The following is an 18,386-nucleotide window of genomic DNA, read 5'->3' on the forward strand; positions in this document are numbered from 1 at the left end:
GAAAATCCCCTGCGCGTCAGGCCGCGTCGTCGAATTGGGCGTAGCCAAAGGCCTCGAGCTCCAGCGCGAGCTGCTTGTCGCCTCTCTTCACAACCCGCCCTTTCGACATCACGTTCACGACGTCGGGCACAACGTAATTCAAAAGCCGCTGATAATGCGTGATCATAATCATCGATCGGTCCTGCGAGCGCATTGCGTTGATGCCTTCGGCCACGATCCGCAGCGCATCGATATCGAGACCAGAATCTATCTCGTCCAGAATGCACATACTGGGTTCGAACAGCGCCATCTGCAAAATCTCGTTGCGCTTCTTCTCGCCGCCGGAAAAGCCGACATTGACGCCCCGCTTCAGCATGCTCTGCGGAATGTTGAGTTGCTTGGCGACCGTGCGAGCCTTCTTCAGGAAATGCGGCGTCGAATAATCGCTTTGGCCACGCGCCTTGCGCTGCGCGTTGAGCGCGGTACGCAGGAAGTTCATGGTGGTCACGCCTGGAATCTCTACCGGATATTGGAAGGCAAGGAAGATACCCTTGGCGGCGCGCTGGTCCGGCGCCAGCGCGAGCAAATCTTCGCCCTTGAACAGGATCTGACCTGCGGTGACCTGATAGCCGGGCTTGCCTGTGATGACGTGGCCGAGCGTTGATTTTCCCGAGCCGTTTGGTCCCATGATGGCATGCACCTCGCCCGCATTGACCGCGAGGTCGAGCCCGTGGAGGATCTCGCGACCCTCGACACAAACGTGCAAATGTCTGACTTCGAGTAACGCCATTCAAGCTATCCCTCACGTGCATCATCGGACCGGCGAGCCACTTTGGTGGGCTCGCTAAAGCTGTAATTATCCGACCGATCCCTCGAGCGAAATCGAGATCAGCTTCTGCGCCTCGACTGCGAACTCCATCGGCAGTTTCTGCAGCACCTCTTTGATGAAGCCATTGACGACGAGGCTGACAGATTCCTCCTGCGACATTCCCCGCTGGATGCAGTAGAACAGCACGTCCTCGGAAATCTTCGACGTCGTCGCCTCATGCTCGAACGTCGCCGAGGAATTCTTGGCCTCGACATAGGGCACGGTATGCGCGCCGCATTTGTCGCCGATCAGAAGCGAGTCGCAGGTGGTGTGGTTGCGCGCGCCAGCGGCGTTCCAATTTGCGCTGACAAGACCGCGATAAGTGTTCCGCGATTTGCCGGCGGCGATGCCTTTGGAGACGACCCTGCTCGACGTGTTCTTGCCGAGATGGAACATCTTGGTGCCAGAATCGACCTGCTGGAAACCGTTTGAGATCGCAATCGAGTAGAACTCGCCGCGCGAATAGTCGCCGCGCAGGATGCAGCTCGGATATTTCCAGGTGATCGCCGAACCGGTCTCGACCTGAGTCCAGGAGATCTTGGAATTCCTGCCGCGGCAGTCGCCACGTTTGGTGACGAAATTGTAGATGCCGCCCTTGCCTTCCGTGTTGCCGGGGTACCAGTTCTGCACCGTCGAATACTTGATCTCGGCGTCGTCGAGCGCCACGAGCTCGACCACAGCAGCGTGCAGCTGGTTCTCGTCGCGCTGCGGCGCGGTGCAGCCCTCGAGATAGGAGACGTGGGAGCCCTTGTCGGCGATGATCAGTGTACGCTCGAACTGGCCGGTGTTGCGCTCGTTGATACGGAAATAGGTCGACAGATCCATCGGGCAGCGCACGCCCGGCGGCACGTAGACGAATGAGCCATCGGAGAACACCGCCGAGTTCAGCCTCGCGAAAAAATTGTCGGAGTTCGGCACCACCGTTCCAAGATACTTGTGCACCAACTCTGGATGCTCGCGGATCGCCTCAGAGATCGGCATAAAGATCACGCCAGCCCTCTTCAGTTCTGCCTTGAAGGTGGTCGCAACCGACACCGAATCGAACACGGCATCGATCGCGATCTTGCGATTGGCCGACGGCTCGCCGCCCGGGGCCGCCTCGACGCCTTCGAGGATCGCAACCTCGCGTAGGGGGATGCCGAGCTTCTCGTAGGTCTTGAGGATCTTCGGATCGATCTCGTCGATTGAGGACAGCGGCTTCTTCAGCTTCGGCGCCGCGTAATAATAGATGTCTTGGTAATCGATCTGCGGATAGTGGACGCGGGCCCAGGTCGGTTCAGTCATCGTCAGCCAGGAGCGATACGCCTGAAGGCGCCATTCCAGCATCCAGGCCGGTTCACTCTTCTTTGCGGAGATGAAGCGGACGGTGTCCTCCGACAGCCCCTTGCGGGCCCTGTCGGATTCGATCGGCGTCTCAAAACCATATCGATACTGATCGACGCCGACGCGAGCGACGCGCTCAGCCATCTCTTGTGCCGCTACCATTGCCCGCTCCGCTCGCCCCGGGACGATTCCGACAATTTCCAGCGCCAGCTGCGGCTTGGTCTCCTGGCCGAAACGCGATCGCGTAAGTCGCCAGTTCGGGGCTCGAAACCGGCCGAACCAAGCGACCGATCACATAATTCGCAAACTCCAATAGCGTCTTGACCTTGATGCACGCCGAAGACCCACTCATCGACCAATCCTTTAGGCCGGCACACAGGTGTCGGGCACCGGGCAGACAGCCGCGCATTGTGGCGCGTCGAAATGCCCATCGCATTGGGTGCATTTCGTCGGATTGACCACATAGATGTCGTTCTTGAGACTAATTGCGGCGTTGGGGCATTCGAACTCACAAGCGCCACAGACGGTGCACTGGGACGCGATTATCTTGTAAGCCATGCGATTCCTTGGACAGGAGGTGCGGGACCGCTTCATCCCTTCAAGCCTCATGCCAAACGCCGAGCCTTGATTTATCTCGGCTATTTTCCGTCGCATGTTGCGGCTTGGACAGCTTGTGGCAAACCCTACAATCCGCAACACCAAGGCTTGATTTCAATGCTGTCCTGTTCAGCGACGTATCCGCTCCGCTCACACCGGGCAGTTATCATTGCTGACCGAATTGGCTCTACGTTCCAGTTCAATCCTATCTGGCAGCACCACCTATCCTATTGATAGGGTTAGATCCTTTTGCAATTGCAGCATTAATCCCGTTTGTGTGCCAAAAGTCGTTGCCACAGAATCGGTAGGTTGATGGCCGGGAAAGTTCCCTACCTGATCCAACGGGAATTGCCGCTACCATTGTCGTTCCGAACCCTGAGCAAGGTTGGATGAGATTGGTAGACCTAGACGTCCATACGCGTGGGCGGAACTTCAGCCGGTAACGGCGAAGCTATGTCCTCTTCAGGACCTGCAGCGCTCGCATCTGTCAAACAAGGCGGCCCTAACAGAGGAATACGTCTGACCAAACTGCAAGATATCACCTTCGGCATCGCTTTCGGTTCAATCCGTAAGCGCTTAGCCGCAACCCTATTGATGCTGGCTTGACGTTTTGCGGAACCGCCATGGCATGAGGTCGTCGATTTCGCTTTGGGGATGGCCGGCAATGATTGCCGTGAGCGTTTTGGCGATGTAGGCGACCGGGTTGACGTCGTTGACAGGTCGCCACGATGGATGCGAGCAAGGCCCAGTTTTCGGCACCGACCTCATGACCGGCGAAGAGCGCGTTTTTTCTGGTCAGGCAGATCGGCCGGATCGCGTTTTCAACCGGATTGGTGTCGAGCTCGAGACGCCCGTCATCGAGGAAGGGCGTCAACCCCAGCCAATGATTGAGTGCTTAGCGGATGTCATCAGCGAGCGTCGAGCCGCTGGAGATCATCGACAGCTGCTTCTCGAACCACGGCTTCAATGCCTCGACGAGGGGCAGCGGGTGTTTCTTGCACGCGGCCAGCCTGATGTCTGGCAATGAACCTGTGCGATCTGCCGCACAGCGGCCTCGGCAATCGGCGATTTACTGTTGCGAGCCAATTTGACGAAGCGCCGGCGCAAATGGCTCCAGCAATGTACGAGCGTCCACGGCCCTTGCGGTCGAGCGACTTCGAGCAGCCGATCATGACGGTCATAGGCATCGCATTGCAGGAAGCGTCCGTTAAAGCCGTCCAGGAACTGCTCAGCGAAGGCGCCGCTGCGACCCGATTGCGATGACGGTCCTGATCCGATCCAGCGCGTGATCGGCCCCTGATGATCGCCGCCGCCTTCTCCTGCGCCGTCCAGGATGCCTTGCGCGAGCTCCACGTCTTCGAGCGGCAAATGATATTGATCTGGTCGTAGCCTCTCGGACTTCGATCCGCACTTCTCCCGGCGTAGTTCGCCGAGAATGACCTCCAACCGGCGCCGCGCTTCTTCCGACGTTGCCAGCGCCGCTTGATGCTCGCTCAACGCTGCCTGCGTTTGCGCCAAGAGCCTTCGCCTCTGAACGCACACGACGCCCGGACGGTCCCTCAAGCACTTCAAGCCGGCTGACTGCTCCATATCCAACTGATGAGCTGTCCAAATGGCGTCTTTTTTGCCGTCCAATCCCATCCCAAACCCCCGATCAAGCCGGAGGCTTCTTCGCACATCTAATCAACCCCGAAGCCAGGGTATTGGCTGAGCGCTTACTTCAATCCGAAGATGTGGGTAATTGAAAGCCCCAACGGAGGAATACGCTTCTATGCTTGATCGGCAGTCTACAGACGTCTCGAACAGGCGTTTGGCGGGACGCCATCATCGTCAATGGCGGTGATGGGGTATGGTCCTGACCACAAGAGGCCAAGCAGCAATGCGCCGGCGATCGAGGTTGGTATGCCGGAACGTTGGCTCCGGAGGCCGCCCTATTTTGTCCGTCGTTGAGCTAGTCGTCTCCAGCCGGTGCTTGGGTCCAATTGCGACCAGAGTGACCCATCAGCTTCGACTGGATGCGAGCTAGCGCGTCACTGAGCCTCGCCGCTTCACTAAAGCGTGTCTCCGGGTATGGCGGCCGCGCGGAAGGATCGTGCACGAGGACCTCCGCTGTATTCGAGAGCCGGCGGAGGGGCGTCCTCAGCCACTGCGCAGCACATAAGAGCAGCGCTAGTGTGGCAATGGCGCAAGCAGCAAAACTACTCCAGAATGATCGGATCAAATTATGGGTGGACGCAAGCGCCTCGTCGGCACTCTGCCGAACCAGAAGAGACCAGCCGAAGCTTGGAAGGTTCGCGAAGCCGACCGTGGGAACGATCACCGTGAAGTACTCTCTACCGTCAGGCCAACCTTCGCGTAGAGACGCAGTCGTGACGCGACTAGCCGCAAGCGCGGAGCCGATATTAAGCGGCTTGTTGATTAGATCCGGCGGACCAAATAGGACGGTTCGATCAGCCGAAAGCAGCAGCACGTCAATGCCAGGCACCTGCAACGAGTCCATGCCTTCTGCGACCCATTTCCAATCAAGGTGAGCGCCGATGACCCCGGCAACGGAGCCGGCGTGGTGCAACGGCGCAGCAAGGTCGATAAAGCGATAGGGCTCACGAGATGCAGGCAACTGGGTGGCCAGTAGTTGAGCGGCATGCACATCGATAGCCGCCGGCGAGACAAGGCCCCGCCTAAACCAAGGTCGCTGTGCAACGCTTACTCCTTCGAGCATGCCGTCTTTCGCCAAAAGAATGGTCCCTTCGAGATCCGCCACACCGAGCCAAGTGTAGCGCTGATCAAGGCGGCTCAAGAACTCTATGTGTTCTCTCGCCTTTTTTGGATCTGTTGGGTCAATGAGCTCAGCGGACCGAGCTACATCCATCCAAACCCCATAGAGCCGGCGGGCCAACAGCGCGGAGCTCAACTCGCCGCGAATCCTTAACGCGTCGAATTGCAGCTGCTCTCCCCGTTGCTGTAGTAAGGCAGTGTAGATCGTTGCGGTCACCATCGCAGGGGCCAGTATGAGCAAAGCGCCTCCACAGAACACCAAGGAGAGTAGGCTAGGTCTTTTCGGCATCTCGCGCTCCTCAACTCGTTAGAGCTCGCGCCAACTCACGAATCATTTGCAAGATGTTTCCTCGATCGGCCCCTGGCATGGCGGATTCGGTGTGAAGCTTCTTGATAATTTTCGCCCTTTGCTCGGGAGTTGGAGAGAACTTAAGTCGATAGCCATCACGCGTTGTCGCAGCAACGTGCGCGTCCACTCCGCTAATCCCGGGCAGGTTGAGCTTCCCTGCTGCTCCAGCGGAAAGTCCGGATGGACCGCTGATTCGAGCGCCCCCGCGGCCCAGATTGAGAAGCCATCCGCGATGCTTCTCACCTTGGATCACCAACGTGATGGGTTCTGGGATCTGGCGCTGAGGTCGATCGTATCGCGGTTGTTCGATGCACACCACTACTGCCACTAGCAATACCAGAATGTTGTAAACCGTCCAGAACATCACAATAGCCGTGCCGTCGCCCGCGGTCGCGGACGTATTGAAGACGAAATCGGAGTTTAGCGGCACGATCAGACCACCGATCGTCAGTGCGAGTAGGAGTAGGAATGGTCGCATCAACGTCCATTGAACAACGACTTTGGCACGGTCGCCGCCTTTGGCCGTTACCGAGAATTTATGCGCTCCCCCGGTCAGCAGCCCGAGAGCAGCTGCCTGGGTAATGGGCCAGGCCGCGATCAGCTGAGCCGTATCGTTGAGAAGCGGGACAAACAACCCTTTTGAAAGCCAGTTCAGGGACACCAGAACCATCAGGTAATAGGGTACATAATATCTGATAATTTCCACCAACGACGCGTTCACGATGGTGATGCCACACCACCAGTACAAGAGTGGGATGATCAGGCTGGCAAGCCTGAAGGGAAAGGTACTGAGCCAGTAGAGCAATGAATCAATAATGCCGATTCGATGAATCAGACCTAGGCCGTGCATGCCAAAGGGGTTGTATGAGTTGCGGACAATCTGCATCAGGCCAAGGCACCACCGTCCACGCTGCGTGATATATTCCTTCAATCCTTCGGGAGCCAAGCCTTCCGTCAACGGCTCGTTAAGGTACACGGTTTGCCAGCCGCTTTCCGCGAGTTTAAGCGTGAGCAGAAAGTCCTCGGTTACGCTTTGTGTCGGAATCCAGCCAATCTGCTCGACGGCTTGGACCCGCATTACGGATGAGGTTCCACAGCAGATAGCAATGCCCCAAGCGTCGCGCGCTGGCTCAACGTTGTCAAAGAAATGACGTTGCTCATCCGGATATGCGGTGCTTATTCTCAAGTTATGTTGGATCGGATCAGGATTGAAGAAGTGCTGAGGGGTCTGCACGAGCGCGACGCTTGGCTCGTGAAACAACGCGAGCGTCCGCTCGACGAAGTCCGCATGGGGAACGAAATCGGCGTCAAGTACAGCAACAAAAGCCGGGGGAGCCGGATCTCGAGCGCGCGCGCGAAGTGCATGATTGATGTTCCCCGCTTTAGCGTGCTCCTTGCCCGAGCGTGCGAGGTATCCGATTTCGTGCAGCTCGCAGAGTTGCCGCACCCAATTCCTGGCGCCGTCGTCGAGAATAAAAATCCGAAGTCGAGGATAGCGGATTTCTGTCGCGCCAATGATCGTGCGCTCGAGTACTTCCGACGGCTCGTTATAAGTCGTGATGAAGACATCCACGCGCGGCGCTTCTCCAGGCTGCCACCATTCGGAGTGCTGGTCTGCTTCGGCCGTCCGCTCCTTCACCCGCGACAGTATAAAAAACGCAATCGTAGAGGACAGCACTGTTAGAGCTTCGAGCATGGCGAATCCCCAACTGAACAGCGCGTCCGCAGTCCAGTCGAGTGGCGCCAGCGTTTCGGTGAAGCGCCAAGCCATATAACGCCAAGACAGTAAGGCAGCCATCCCCAGGAGCAGAGCGCGCCAATACCAGTTCATCGGATTAAGGAACGGGAAGACGGTAAGGCGGAGGCCAATTATGAAGGCAGCACCTGCGAAAGCAGCAGCAATTGGTGACAGCAGGAGCATCAGAGTCCGTACCGCGTAATAAACCGACGGAATTGAGCGATTGGGCCGGCTGTGAAGATAACGCGTCCAGTACGCCCAATCGCGCAGCCGAGATCTGGCTCTCCTGCGAGGTCTGAAACAGTCACGGTGACATCAAAGCGCTGGAGATGTTGTGGACTTGGACCCACCGCAAGATTGGTGTAGAGCGAGGCTGCACCGGATCCGCCAAGGCGGGTTATGGTTCCATTGAAAATCCGATCATCCCCAAACAATCGAAATTGGACGGCGGCTCCGACCGAAAGACTGTCGTAGAGAGATTCGTTGACGCCCGCGGTGACGATCAGCGTATCGCAGTCGACGATCTTGACGAGATCTTGGCCGCGCCGCGTATATTGGCCATCGTCAATTAATATGTCCCAGACTAGACCAACGACGCTAGCATTAAGCGTAGCGAAGCTCAAACTATTGACACGAAGGCGCTCGGCAGCGATTTGTCCGTCGAGCTGGACGATACGCGCTTTCACCTGCTCCTTGTCGACATTCAGCTCGGCCAACCGCTGCTCGAGCTCTCGGATACGTTGGGCCGAGGAAGGAGCGTCGTTATAGGACTCCCCGATGAAGACACCATCGCGAGCGGATATAAGTTCCGTCTCCAGGTAATTCACTCGCTGCTGCGCACTCTCCAGCTCTTGCTGCGCAACGTCGTAAGTTGCGCGAGCGCGATCCAGATTCGCCGCCGTTTGTACACCACGCGTGCTTAGTTCGTTTGCCCGCTTAAACTCTGCGTCCGCCTGACGAAGGCGCGCGGCTGCAGCGTCTTGAGCTGCTTTCGTTTCGGCAATTCGTGCCTCAATCTGCCGAACCCTGCCACGCCGGTAATCAGTTGATTGAGCATCGAAGCGAGATCTAGATGCGGACAAGGCCTCTCGCTGGCCAACGAGGCGGGTCAGCTCGATCTGCTGGTTTGCGCGATCGCGATCGAGCTCAAGCAACCTCGCGGTATCGAAGCGTTGGTCGTTGATTTCTGCTATGAGCTCGCCGTGGCTCATGCGCGCGCCGATGCTCTTTACGACAAGCGTTACCTTTCCTTCGATTGGGGCGCGAACGATGTAGAGTCGAGCATTGAGGGTCGCATCCGCCGATGTTCCAGCGAAGTGCTCACCGATTACAACGTACAATCCCACTGCCAACAACGCCAAGCCGACGATCGCACGTACGAGGCTCATAAGGACATTCCAACTGCATTTATGATGGGAAGGGTCGCGCAGCGGTATTCGCGCACGGGGGCAAACATTGCTGTGCAGCCTGAGGTCGAATCTTTCTCCCCTAAGCGCCCCTCCGCCCTTGCTCTGGACTGCCAAGCCCAGTGCCGCTCGGATACGAGTGTTAGCGGCTTAAGCGTCATTGATCAGACTAACAGGCTAGTAAAGAATAGCTTCGTGATCTCAGCGGCAGGAGGATCCGTCTCTTCAGAAGTAACAACGGTGATAAATTCGTTCCCGCAGTTCCAGCAGCGCCAAAGATTTTGGACCTCCCGCGTACCGATGCGTTCATGCCACTCAAGGTGGACTAATACAGAACTGCATTGAGGGCAGAGTTTGTGACGTGCTATTGAGACCGACTCCATGTGATAGCCCGTGTCATTGCGCAACAAGGTCGTAGCCTAGAAAACAATATTGTAGCAGTCGTTCGCGAGCGGGTGCGGTGGATGGACCCCTCTTTTCAAAACTTGTGCCAACTGCGACGCCTTGATCAGTAAAGGTAATTGTTCTCAAGGAAGCGTACCAGACCGACAGGATGTCAGAATTCGGACAGTCTGGGTTTTGCTCTAACGCAAGACCGCAAATCGAATTCAGCGTCGTTCTGGAAGTCTTGGGTGGATCGTTTGGTGTTGAGTGAGGCGGCCTCGCAGGCGTCGCTGATCATAGATGGTCCGATAGGGCTCCACTCGGCGGTACAACCGGATGATCGTGGAAGTGTGCCTTGGATCGTGCGTACGACACTCCCTGGCGTAACTAGGAGCCGTTCGGAGACTGCAACGGTCAGCTCCGGTGCTTCGGTCGGAAGGGCATTAGCGGCGTGTGGATGACGGTCTTCGAGGCGCATCCGGAATTCGGATGTCTGATCGCCATTGATTCTAGGCGGTGTGGACTCTAGGGATACCCTTTTGAGGCCAAATCAGATTCAAGGCTTCTTTTGGGAGGCGGCCTTGGGTGTGATGGATCGTTTGGTGTTGAGCGACGCGGCTTGGGAGCGCATGGCGCCGCTCATCATTGGCCGGCCCGACCAGAAAGATTCGACCGGACGCGACAACCGGATGTTCGTGGAAGGGGTGCTCTGGATCGTTCGCACGGGCTCTCCCTGGCGTGATCTTCCGGAGGCGTTTGGGGATTGGAACAGCGTGTTCCGGCGCTTCAGTCGATGGAGCACCAAGGGTGTCTGGTTGCGGATCTTCGAGGCGATGTCCGATGATCCGGACTTCGAATATTTGATCGTCGATTCCACCATCGTCCGGGCGCATCAGCACGCCGCCGGGGCAATAAAAGGGGGTCTGAAGATCAAGCGATCGGGCGCTCGCGCGGCGGCTTGAGCACCAAGATACATATGGCCGTCCGAGGTTTGGGATGTCCCGTGCGGTTCACCCTCACCGCAGGCCAGAAGGGCGATGCCCCGCAAGCCGCCACGTTGATCGAGGGATTGCCCGCCGAGGTCGTCATGGCCGATGCAGCCTATGACGCCGATCATTTGCGCCAGGCCATCGCAGCCAAAGGCGCGATCGCCGTCATCCCCAACAACCCCTCGCGAGCCCTCAAACATCCGCTCGACAAGCATCTCTATGCCCAGCGCCACCTCGTGGAATGCTGCTTCAGCAAGCTCAAGCAGTTTCGCCGGAGCCATCGTCACGCTCGCTGCAATCGTCCTATGGATGCGATAAGTGTTCACACCGCCTAGTGCATCTGAACGCCGCCGGGCCTAAGAGAGGTAATCGAAGATCAGGCGCCTCGCCGCTCGCGCGGCCTGAGCACACAGGGCCGTTCCCGGATGCCCCTGCGTCTTCACGTTCGAGCACGTCAAAACGGCGTTGCACGACAGGCCGCCGCCAGTGGTCGAGCCGATGTTATTTGTTAAGAAGCCCCCCTGTCCAAGCGAATAAGGCTACCCTGAGCGACAGTTCCCGATGATACGTCCAATGCTGCGCGACAACTCTAGGCCCCTTATTTCTAATCAGCGCTCCCGAGCACGCTCGACGCGTCATTGGAGGAGATTAAGCCTGACTTGCTCGGAACCGTTGTTGTGGCGGAAGCTTCCTGAGAACTCAGTGCGTCGACTGGCGCATGTAGCTTCTTGCTCCATCTTCCGCAACCGCTGCGCGGCCAGCTTCGCGATCAAGCAACGTGGGGATACCGGAGGCTGGAACAGCCCTACTAAACAGGTAGCCTTGCCCTTCTGTGCAACCATTGGCCACCAGGTAGACCCGCTGGCTTTCGTCTTCGATCCCCTCTGCCGTGGTCGTCAAACCAAATCCTTCAGCAAGGTCGAGTATAGCACGAACGATCACCCGGCTGTCGTCGAGATGCGACACGAAGCTGCGGTCAATCTTGATCTTGTCAAAACGAAACCAAAGCAGCTGGCTCAGTGTAGCATAACCTGTTCCGAAATCGTCGAGCACGATGCGGATGCCGGCTTGACGAAGCTCGTCAATCACGGTCTTCGCACCCCCGGTTCTTTCCATGAACGCACTCTCGGTAATTTCGACCTCCACGCGGCGTGGACTGATGCCGGTTTGCTCAAGGATCGATAGAATGCGCTCTCCAAGCGCGGAATCCCGCAATTGAACAGGCGAAATGTTGAAGGCAAGCGAAAACGTCTTCGGCCACGCATTGGCATCAAAACAGGCGCGGCGAAAAAGCTGATCTCCAAGAGCGTTGATGAGGCCCGTTTCTTCTGCAATCGGAATAAAAACGTCGGGCGGGATCTGCCCCAATGTCCTATTTTCCCAACGCGCCAAGGCCTCGAACCCGATAATGAGATTACTCTCAAGTGAAACCAGCGGCTGGTAGTGCAGCTCGATAATATCAGCCGCGATGGCGCTGCGAAGCTCACGCTCGATCTGAATGCGGCGCTCGACATGCATGTCCATGTCTGGTTCGAAAAAGCGAACACGCGACCTGCCGTCGCCTTGCGCGCGATAAAGCGCGCGATCTGCGCGCCTGACCAGATCGTGGAGATTGACGCCGTCAAGCGGAGCGATGGCGATGCCAATTCCAACACCAAGCTCGGCTGCGCCAGTCTCAAGCGCGAAAGTATCGGCGGTTGACGCCACGATACCGCCTGCCAGATTGGCGGGCTCTTCGAGGGAGCTAATGTTTGGCAGGACGATCCCGAATTCGTCGCCTCCGATCCTCGCCAGGAGGGCGTCCTTGCGCAAGATTTCGGCAAGCCTCTTAGCAAATTCGCAAAGCGCTTTGTCCCCCGCTGCATATCCATGCGTGTCCTTGATCTGCTTGAAGCCGTCGAGGCCAAGTATCAGAACGGCGATTTGTTGCGTGTCGGTGGCGAGGCCAAGGCACAGATCAAGTGTTTCATCAAACAAGCGGCGGTTCGGCAGGCCCGTCAATGGATCGTGTCGCGCCAGATCGCGGACTTCTCCTTCTGCAAGGATTCGCGCTTCGGTTTCGCGCGCGAGTTCTCGATAGCGCCGAACACTATAGATCGTAAGCGAAGCGCTCATTAAGAACGCAACGAATATGATGAATACAATATCGCCGAGCATCGAGTCTAAGCCCCGTCTCAGCTGAATCAAGCGAGGGCCAATCTCATAGAGATGAGCTAAGATTGAAGCGACAACGAGGCCGCCGAAGAGAGCAATGAAGTCCCTCATGGCAGAACTCCGCCAATCGAATTGCATTACGCGAGATGGTGGAGTTGAAAATTTCATCTCAGTCGAATCTTCGCTAGCGCAGATTGATTCAGTGAGGTTCCTACCCGTAGCATGAATGTCAACTGACGACCAGATGATGTGCGTAGATTGCCGAACCAACCTGCTTCGCAAGCTGCGCCATCGACTCTCGATAGTTTTGTTACCGGCCACCGTCCTGTTAAATCGACCAGCAAGTTCGCACACAGTCAATGCGGCCGAACCAACGAGTTGCGCCCTCAATATACCGCTTCAACATTTTGGACGCTCTGGAGCGCGAGCGGCTCGTGAACGTTAGTGCGACAGCGCTTCGTGCGACCAGGCTCCCGCCAGTAGCGCCCTCTGATCGGGACCTTCTGCCAAATGCCTGACGAGCGGATTGGTGTTCGCTGCGCCGCGCGCCGGGGCCGCCCGCTTTGGCGGGGCAAGGCGACCGCCGGCTGAGCGCTCGACAGAACGAGAGCTGTTGAGCGACGCCGTAGCAGGCAACGACATTGCAGCTCCCGCAGCTAGTGGTCGCCGCCTAGTGCGGTGCGAACTCGCCTGCAAACATTGCAATTGATGGACCATGACCGAATAGAACTGTTAATAGTGTTGTGGCTCTGGCTTACGACAGCGAGAACCGACGTCGCGCTGGCGCGCGCTTGAGGCGAGGTGCGCGACGAACGATAACTTAGGCGACAACCACACGGTTGCGACCTTCAAACTTTGCGCGATAGAGTCGCTGGTCGGCGACGTTCAGGAACCCGTCGAGTGTGTCTCCATCGCGCCCGAATTCCGACACTCCAACACTGATGGTAACGCCAACCGACGGTTCGGCTCCGACGTCGAATGCAGTGCGTTCGATGGCTGACCGAAGGCGCTCGGCTACCGCGTAAGCCGCGTCGAGCGTCGCGCCCGGCAGCAATACCATGAATTCTTCACCGCCCACGCGCGCGACAGAGTCGTAAGGCCGGATCGCCTCCAGACACTTTCGCACGAATACGCGCAGGACCTCATCGCCAACGCTGTGACCGCGTGAGTCGTTGATATCCTTGAAATGGTCGAGATCGAGCGACAGCAGAGACAATGGAGCACCGGTCCGCCTGGCCCGCGCGATCTCGGCGCCGATATGCTCGATGAAGTGGCGCCGGTTCCCGGCACCAGTCAGTGGATCGGTGGCGGCGAGCCGTTCCAGCCTTTGATTGCTCATTTGCACTTGTTGGAGCGCCTTTTGAGTGTCGGCCATCGATCTGGCCAGGCGTGCCGTCATCTCTTCCTGGCTATAGATGGTCGCGAACGATCGCGTTGTTCGGAAAGCCTGAACAACGCCATAGCTGAGCAGAAGGAACCCGCCGGCAAAGATCGCGTGGGCCAGCCACCACATATGATTCCATGGCGCCGCCAGAATGAATGCGAGCGACGATAGCGCGAACCACGCGACGGAAACGCCGAAAACAAGCATGAGCGGCGAGTGAATCCGTCGCATGAGCATGACCGAGACGTTCAGCGCACTGAATAGCAATGCGCCGCCCTCCATGGACAAGCGGACCGCCGGGTGCCCAGCATAACGAGAATAGGCGACCAGTGCGACGGCTATGTCCACCGTCAGGAACAGGACAATCCACATCAGCCATGCGCGCGCATTCGATCGCCTCTCGGGCTCGTCCGACGGCTGATTGTAGCTGAGCAGCCCGATGAAGAGCAAAATCGACATCACCAGACGCGACGCCGGCCCATAGAGCAGAAATAGCCAAATATTGCGGTGTGCCAACTCAGTGAAGGCACCGTGCAGCGAATAGATCAGCGCGAACGCCAGAAAGCCAAGCGTCAACCAGCGCAACAGAGGCTCGCCTGAAGACCGGTAGCAACGCCACGTCACATATGTGACGAACAGCCCCTCGAGGGTGGCGATGACGATCGCGAATTCGTGGAACAGGTGATCTTCAAACTTCAGCGCGGGATCTTGCTGAAAATATAGGTAAGCGATGAACTGAGTGGGCAGCAGCGCGAAGCCGGTGATGAGAAGGCTCGTATAGGCCTCTGTGACCAGCCGCAGCGCGTTGGACCGCTCGTGCACCATAAGATGGGTACTCATATGCTATACCATCATTCCACGATGATTCCGCGTGGTCTTTTCTGACTCTTGGGCTTTTCTTCAGAGACCTTGGTGCCCTGCTGTACAGCCAAGTGAAGGCATCATGGCTCGTCTCCGCCGAAGGTCATGGATAATCACCGCTGACCGGCGCGGAGGTCATGAGCTTCAACCTTCCGTCCATCTGCTGCACCCGCTCAAGCAGCACGGCGACGTCTCAGGATCGGCTTGCCATCCAGCAGGGGCCAAGTTCCGCGGCCACAGGGTCCCCTACGCCGGTGGCGCGTTATGCGTTCGAACCCACCACGTTCAGTCCACCCGCTCCGCTAAAAGTAAGGATATCGTGCGTGTTCAGTACGGTGTCCCAGCTGCTGCCCCGAGTCGTCACGATCTGCGACCCGTTCGAAAAGGCACCATCGGAGGATGAGGAAATCACGAGCCCGTTGAGGAAAGGATTCTGCGCATTACCGTATTCAATCGTTTGCTTGCCACCTACCGGTAGCGCCACTGCAACGATCGGTCCGGGCTGATTCGGCTCTGAGCCAACGCGCGTGACGAGCAACACCGTAAGGGTCAGCCCGCTTTGATTGACGAGTTTCTTGTACGGCACCTGTGAGCTCCGTTATCTGTTGGGCGTCCCGGCGTCGAAATGCGGGAGAGAGTTCCGCTATATATACATGAGCTGGTTGAGCAAGCCCCTGCCAGATTTTGTAGGCGCCAATATTCCAAACCTGTCAGATAGCTTTCAGCACATAGATCAGATTGTTTTCAGAAAAATGCGGTGCCGCTCGGTGTAAGCGCGCCCAACGGCGCAGTGTCGCAGGAATAGGCAACAACCCGCTTACTCGACACTGGCCACACTGGTCGCGCTGGGATGTGGTCGGCACAAGCCCACCGGCGGTAATGAATTTCCGTTTTGTCGCCCCTGTCTGGTTGAAGACGGCGAAGTCAGAAACCCGACATGACGATGCTTCCATTCCATATTCGAGCAAGGACCCAATCGGTCCTTTGCGAGCCGCGCTGCCGTGACTCTGATTAGCCCCGATCAACGCGGCGCAGTTCCTGCTTATTTTGATCTTTGCAGTGATTTGTCCCGGAGCTGTGCTTCATGAACTTCTTTGCACGCGCCTTTATCGGCGCGCCGATTGCATTGACGATATTCGAACCGTTACATGCCGGAGAACGCTATGTGCTCTGCTTCCTTCTTTTCCCGCCTGGAACCACCGAAGCAGGCGGCTCCTCGCAACGCCTATTTGATCGGAACAGGCATTGCCGCGTTGGCCGCAGCGGCCTACCTCCTCAAGGAGGGCGGGCTGTCGGGCCCGAATATCGTCCTTTTCGAACAAATGGAGCAGTTCGGCGGAAGCCTCGACGCACACGGCAATCCGAAGGATGGATATGTCATGCGTGGCGGGCGTATGTTCGAGGCGAAGTTTAACTGCACCTACGACTTGTTGTCCTTCATTCCTTCGATTGCCAACCCGACGAAATCGGCCAAGGACGAACTGATGGAGTTTCATCAGGAGTTCTTCTGGAACGACAAGGCGCGCTTGGTTTCAGGCGGCAAGATCGTCGACGTCTCCGATCTCGGTTTCAGCGAGAGAGATCGGCTCGACCTGATCGCTCTTTGTGCGACGCCAGAATCGGTGCTCGGCGTCAGGACAATCCAGGACTGGTTCAAACCCCATTTCTTCCGCAGCAACTTCTGGCTCATATGGTCCACGACCTTTGCTTTTGCGCCTTGGCATAGTGCGGTCGAGTTCAAGCGCTACTGTCTACGCTTCCTGCATCTGTTCTCGACGATCGATACGATGGCGGGAATCTACCGAACGCAGTTCAACCAGTTCGATGCGGTAGTGCGCCCGATCGTCGCTTGGTTGAAGGCCCGGGGCGTACGGCTCGAGATGAGGGCGGAAGTGACCGATATTGATGTCGTGGTCGAGGGCGGGCGGAAGACCGCGACCCGTTTGCACTATCGGAAGGGCGGCGAGGATCGCACCATTGAGCTGGCCGAACGAGATGTTGTGTTCGTCACCAATGGGTCGATGACATCCAACAGCAGCTACGGCTCTATGGACACGGTTCCGGTATTGAATTCGCAGCGAATCGGGGGCTCCTGGCGACTTTGGGAGCGCTTGGCCGCCAAAAGCCCAGACTTCGGTTGCCCCGCTGCTTTCGTTTCCAACATCGACCAGTCCAAATGGGAATCATTTACCGTCACTGCAGACGACTCGAGCTTCTTCGACCGGCTTGAAGCCCTCTCCGGTAGTCGAGCCGGCAAGGGCGGCCTGATAACGATCAAAGACTCAAATTGGCTCCTGACCATCGTCCTTAATCATCAACCGCACTATTACGAACAGCCGAAGAATGTCTGGGTATGGTGGGGATACGGACTTTTCCCGGACAGGCCGGGCCAATATGTGCATAAACCTATGGCGGAATGCACGGGGCGTGAAATCCTGATCGAGTTGCTTTCGCACCTGCAGTTCACAGACAGTATTGCGCACATTCTCGACACCTCGCGCGTCGTGACCTCGTTGATGCCTTACGTTACGGCCCAGTTCATGCCGCGCGTGAGGTCCAACCGACCGGAGGTCATTCCGAACGGCTCGCGCAATCTCGCCTTCATCGGCCAATTCTGCGAGATCCCCGACGACGTGGTCTTTACCGTCGAGTATTCCGTGCGCGCGGCGCAGATCGCCGTTTTCGGCCTGCTCGACGTCCAGCGTCCGGTCTCACCCTTCTACAAAGGCCAGCGTGATCCTAGCGTCCTCTTCGATGCCTGGAAGACGCTGCACCGTCACTGATCAACGGCAGGAAGCAGGATCCGTCATGAGGCGTATGAACAACAAGGTTATTCTGGTGACGGGCGGGGCTCGCGGGATGGGCGCGGCTCATGCGCGCCTATTGGTGGCTGAGGGGGCCAAGGTCGTAATCACCGATATTCTGCACACGGAAGGCGAAGCGCTTGCCGCTCAACTTGGCGGATCCGCCGTCTATGTCTGTCAGGACGTTACCCAGCCGGAGGAGTGGTCCGAGGCGGTCGCGAGCGCCGAACGGCGGTTCGGTGCGCTGCACGGGCTGGTCAACAATGCCGGGATCGCCAGCATGGCTCCCCTCGAGCAGTTCCCGCTGGATCAATGGAGTAAGACCCTCGCCGTCAATCTGACCGGTGTTTTCCTCGGAATGAAGGCGGCCTTGCCGGCCATCAGGCGCGCCGGCGGAGGTTCGATTGTTAACATCTCGTCGGTCGAGGGGCTGCGAGGCAGTGCCAGTCTCCATGCCTATGTCGCTTCCAAATTCGGCGTGTGGGGCATAACAAAGTCTGCCGCGCTGGAAGCCGCGGCCTCGGGGATCCGCGTCAACTCGATTTATCCCGGGTTCATCGCCACCCCGATGACCGAGAGCTTCGAGTCCTCTCTTTTCCCCATTCCGCTCGGCCGGCCAGCCGAGCCGCAGGAAGTGTCGCAGGCAGTCTTGTTCCTACTCAGCGATGATTCCAGCTACCTCACTGGTTCCGAGATCGTCATCGATGGCGGCCTGACGGTCGGCGTCCCGCGCAAATGTCCGGCGCCCGAGAGCATCTTTTGATGAGCCCAACTG

Annotated in this window: 13 protein-coding genes and 2 pseudogenes; 3 read left to right on the forward strand and 12 right to left on the reverse strand. The window is 57.7% G+C overall.

The genetic code is table 11. From position 1 onward, the window contains the following. Positions 1–16: 16 nt before the first annotated feature. The 9 genes and pseudogenes from sufC to QA639_RS34910 form a co-directional block, all read right to left on the reverse strand. Positions 17–769 (reverse strand): Fe-S cluster assembly ATPase SufC, encoded by a 753-nt coding sequence (gene sufC, locus QA639_RS34875; RefSeq protein ID WP_283088387.1) that lies wholly within the window; start codon positions 767–769, stop codon positions 17–19. 66 nt (positions 770–835) lie between these two features. Next, a complete protein-coding gene (gene sufB, locus QA639_RS34880) occupies positions 836–2,332 on the reverse strand; it encodes a Fe-S cluster assembly protein SufB (RefSeq protein WP_283088388.1) in 1,497 nt (498 codons plus the stop codon). A 201-nt stretch (positions 2,333–2,533) separates the two neighbouring features. Then, entirely contained in the window at positions 2,534–2,728 is a 195-nt protein-coding gene (locus tag QA639_RS34885) for a 4Fe-4S binding protein (RefSeq protein ID WP_283088389.1), read from the reverse strand. 627 nt (positions 2,729–3,355) lie between these two features. Next, positions 3,356–3,535 (reverse strand): transposase domain-containing protein, encoded by a 180-nt coding sequence (locus QA639_RS42055; protein ID WP_428841100.1) that lies wholly within the window; start codon positions 3,533–3,535, stop codon positions 3,356–3,358. Between the two features lie 43 nt (positions 3,536–3,578). Beyond that, positions 3,579–3,641 (reverse strand): annotated as a pseudogene (locus QA639_RS42060) (hypothetical protein); the annotation flags it as partial. 89 nt (positions 3,642–3,730) lie between these two features. Further along, positions 3,731–4,285 carry an IS66 family transposase gene (locus QA639_RS34895; RefSeq protein ID WP_283088391.1) on the reverse strand — a complete coding sequence of 185 codons (555 nt, stop codon included), beginning with the start codon at positions 4,283–4,285 and terminating at the stop codon, positions 3,731–3,733. Between the two features lie 433 nt (positions 4,286–4,718). Beyond that, the gene (locus tag QA639_RS34900) at positions 4,719–5,783 is read right to left on the reverse strand and encodes a cache domain-containing protein (RefSeq protein WP_283088392.1); all 1,065 of its coding nucleotides are present in this window, start codon (positions 5,781–5,783) and stop codon (positions 4,719–4,721) included. Positions 5,784–5,841: 58 nt separating this feature from the next. Next, positions 5,842–7,812 carry a glycosyltransferase gene (locus tag QA639_RS34905; RefSeq protein WP_283088393.1) on the reverse strand — a complete coding sequence of 657 codons (1,971 nt, stop codon included), beginning with the start codon at positions 7,810–7,812 and terminating at the stop codon, positions 5,842–5,844. Next, positions 7,812–9,017, reverse strand: coding sequence for an HlyD family secretion protein (locus QA639_RS34910; protein WP_283088394.1), 1,206 nt, complete (start codon positions 9,015–9,017; stop codon positions 7,812–7,814). The genes QA639_RS34905 and QA639_RS34910 overlap by 1 nt, the downstream gene beginning before the upstream one ends. A gap of 1,031 nt (positions 9,018–10,048) precedes the next feature. On the opposite strand from QA639_RS34910, the pseudogene QA639_RS34915 reads away from it, so the two are divergent. After that, positions 10,049–10,743, forward strand: a pseudogene (locus QA639_RS34915) (IS5 family transposase). A 364-nt stretch (positions 10,744–11,107) separates the two neighbouring features. Here QA639_RS34915 and QA639_RS34920 read toward each other — a convergent pair. The 3 genes from QA639_RS34920 to QA639_RS34930 form a co-directional block, all read right to left on the reverse strand. Next, positions 11,108–12,673 (reverse strand): putative bifunctional diguanylate cyclase/phosphodiesterase, encoded by a 1,566-nt coding sequence (locus QA639_RS34920; RefSeq protein WP_283088395.1) that lies wholly within the window; start codon positions 12,671–12,673, stop codon positions 11,108–11,110. A 709-nt stretch (positions 12,674–13,382) separates the two neighbouring features. Continuing rightward, positions 13,383–14,786 (reverse strand): sensor domain-containing diguanylate cyclase, encoded by a 1,404-nt coding sequence (locus QA639_RS34925; RefSeq protein ID WP_283088396.1) that lies wholly within the window; start codon positions 14,784–14,786, stop codon positions 13,383–13,385. A 283-nt stretch (positions 14,787–15,069) separates the two neighbouring features. Continuing rightward, a complete protein-coding gene (locus tag QA639_RS34930; RefSeq protein ID WP_283088397.1) occupies positions 15,070–15,393 on the reverse strand; it encodes a hypothetical protein in 324 nt (107 codons plus the stop codon). Positions 15,394–15,955: 562 nt separating this feature from the next. Between QA639_RS34930 and QA639_RS34935 the strand changes: the two genes are divergently transcribed. Both QA639_RS34935 and QA639_RS34940 read left to right on the forward strand, forming a co-directional pair. Further along, entirely contained in the window at positions 15,956–17,590 is a 1,635-nt protein-coding gene (locus QA639_RS34935) for an oleate hydratase (RefSeq protein ID WP_283088398.1), read from the forward strand. A 25-nt stretch (positions 17,591–17,615) separates the two neighbouring features. Beyond that, positions 17,616–18,374, forward strand: coding sequence for a glucose 1-dehydrogenase (locus QA639_RS34940; protein ID WP_283088399.1), 759 nt, complete (start codon positions 17,616–17,618; stop codon positions 18,372–18,374). Positions 18,375–18,386 lie beyond the last annotated feature (12 nt).

Source organism: Bradyrhizobium pachyrhizi (genome assembly GCF_029714545.1).
GTDB lineage: Bacteria > Pseudomonadota > Alphaproteobacteria > Rhizobiales > Xanthobacteraceae > Bradyrhizobium > Bradyrhizobium pachyrhizi.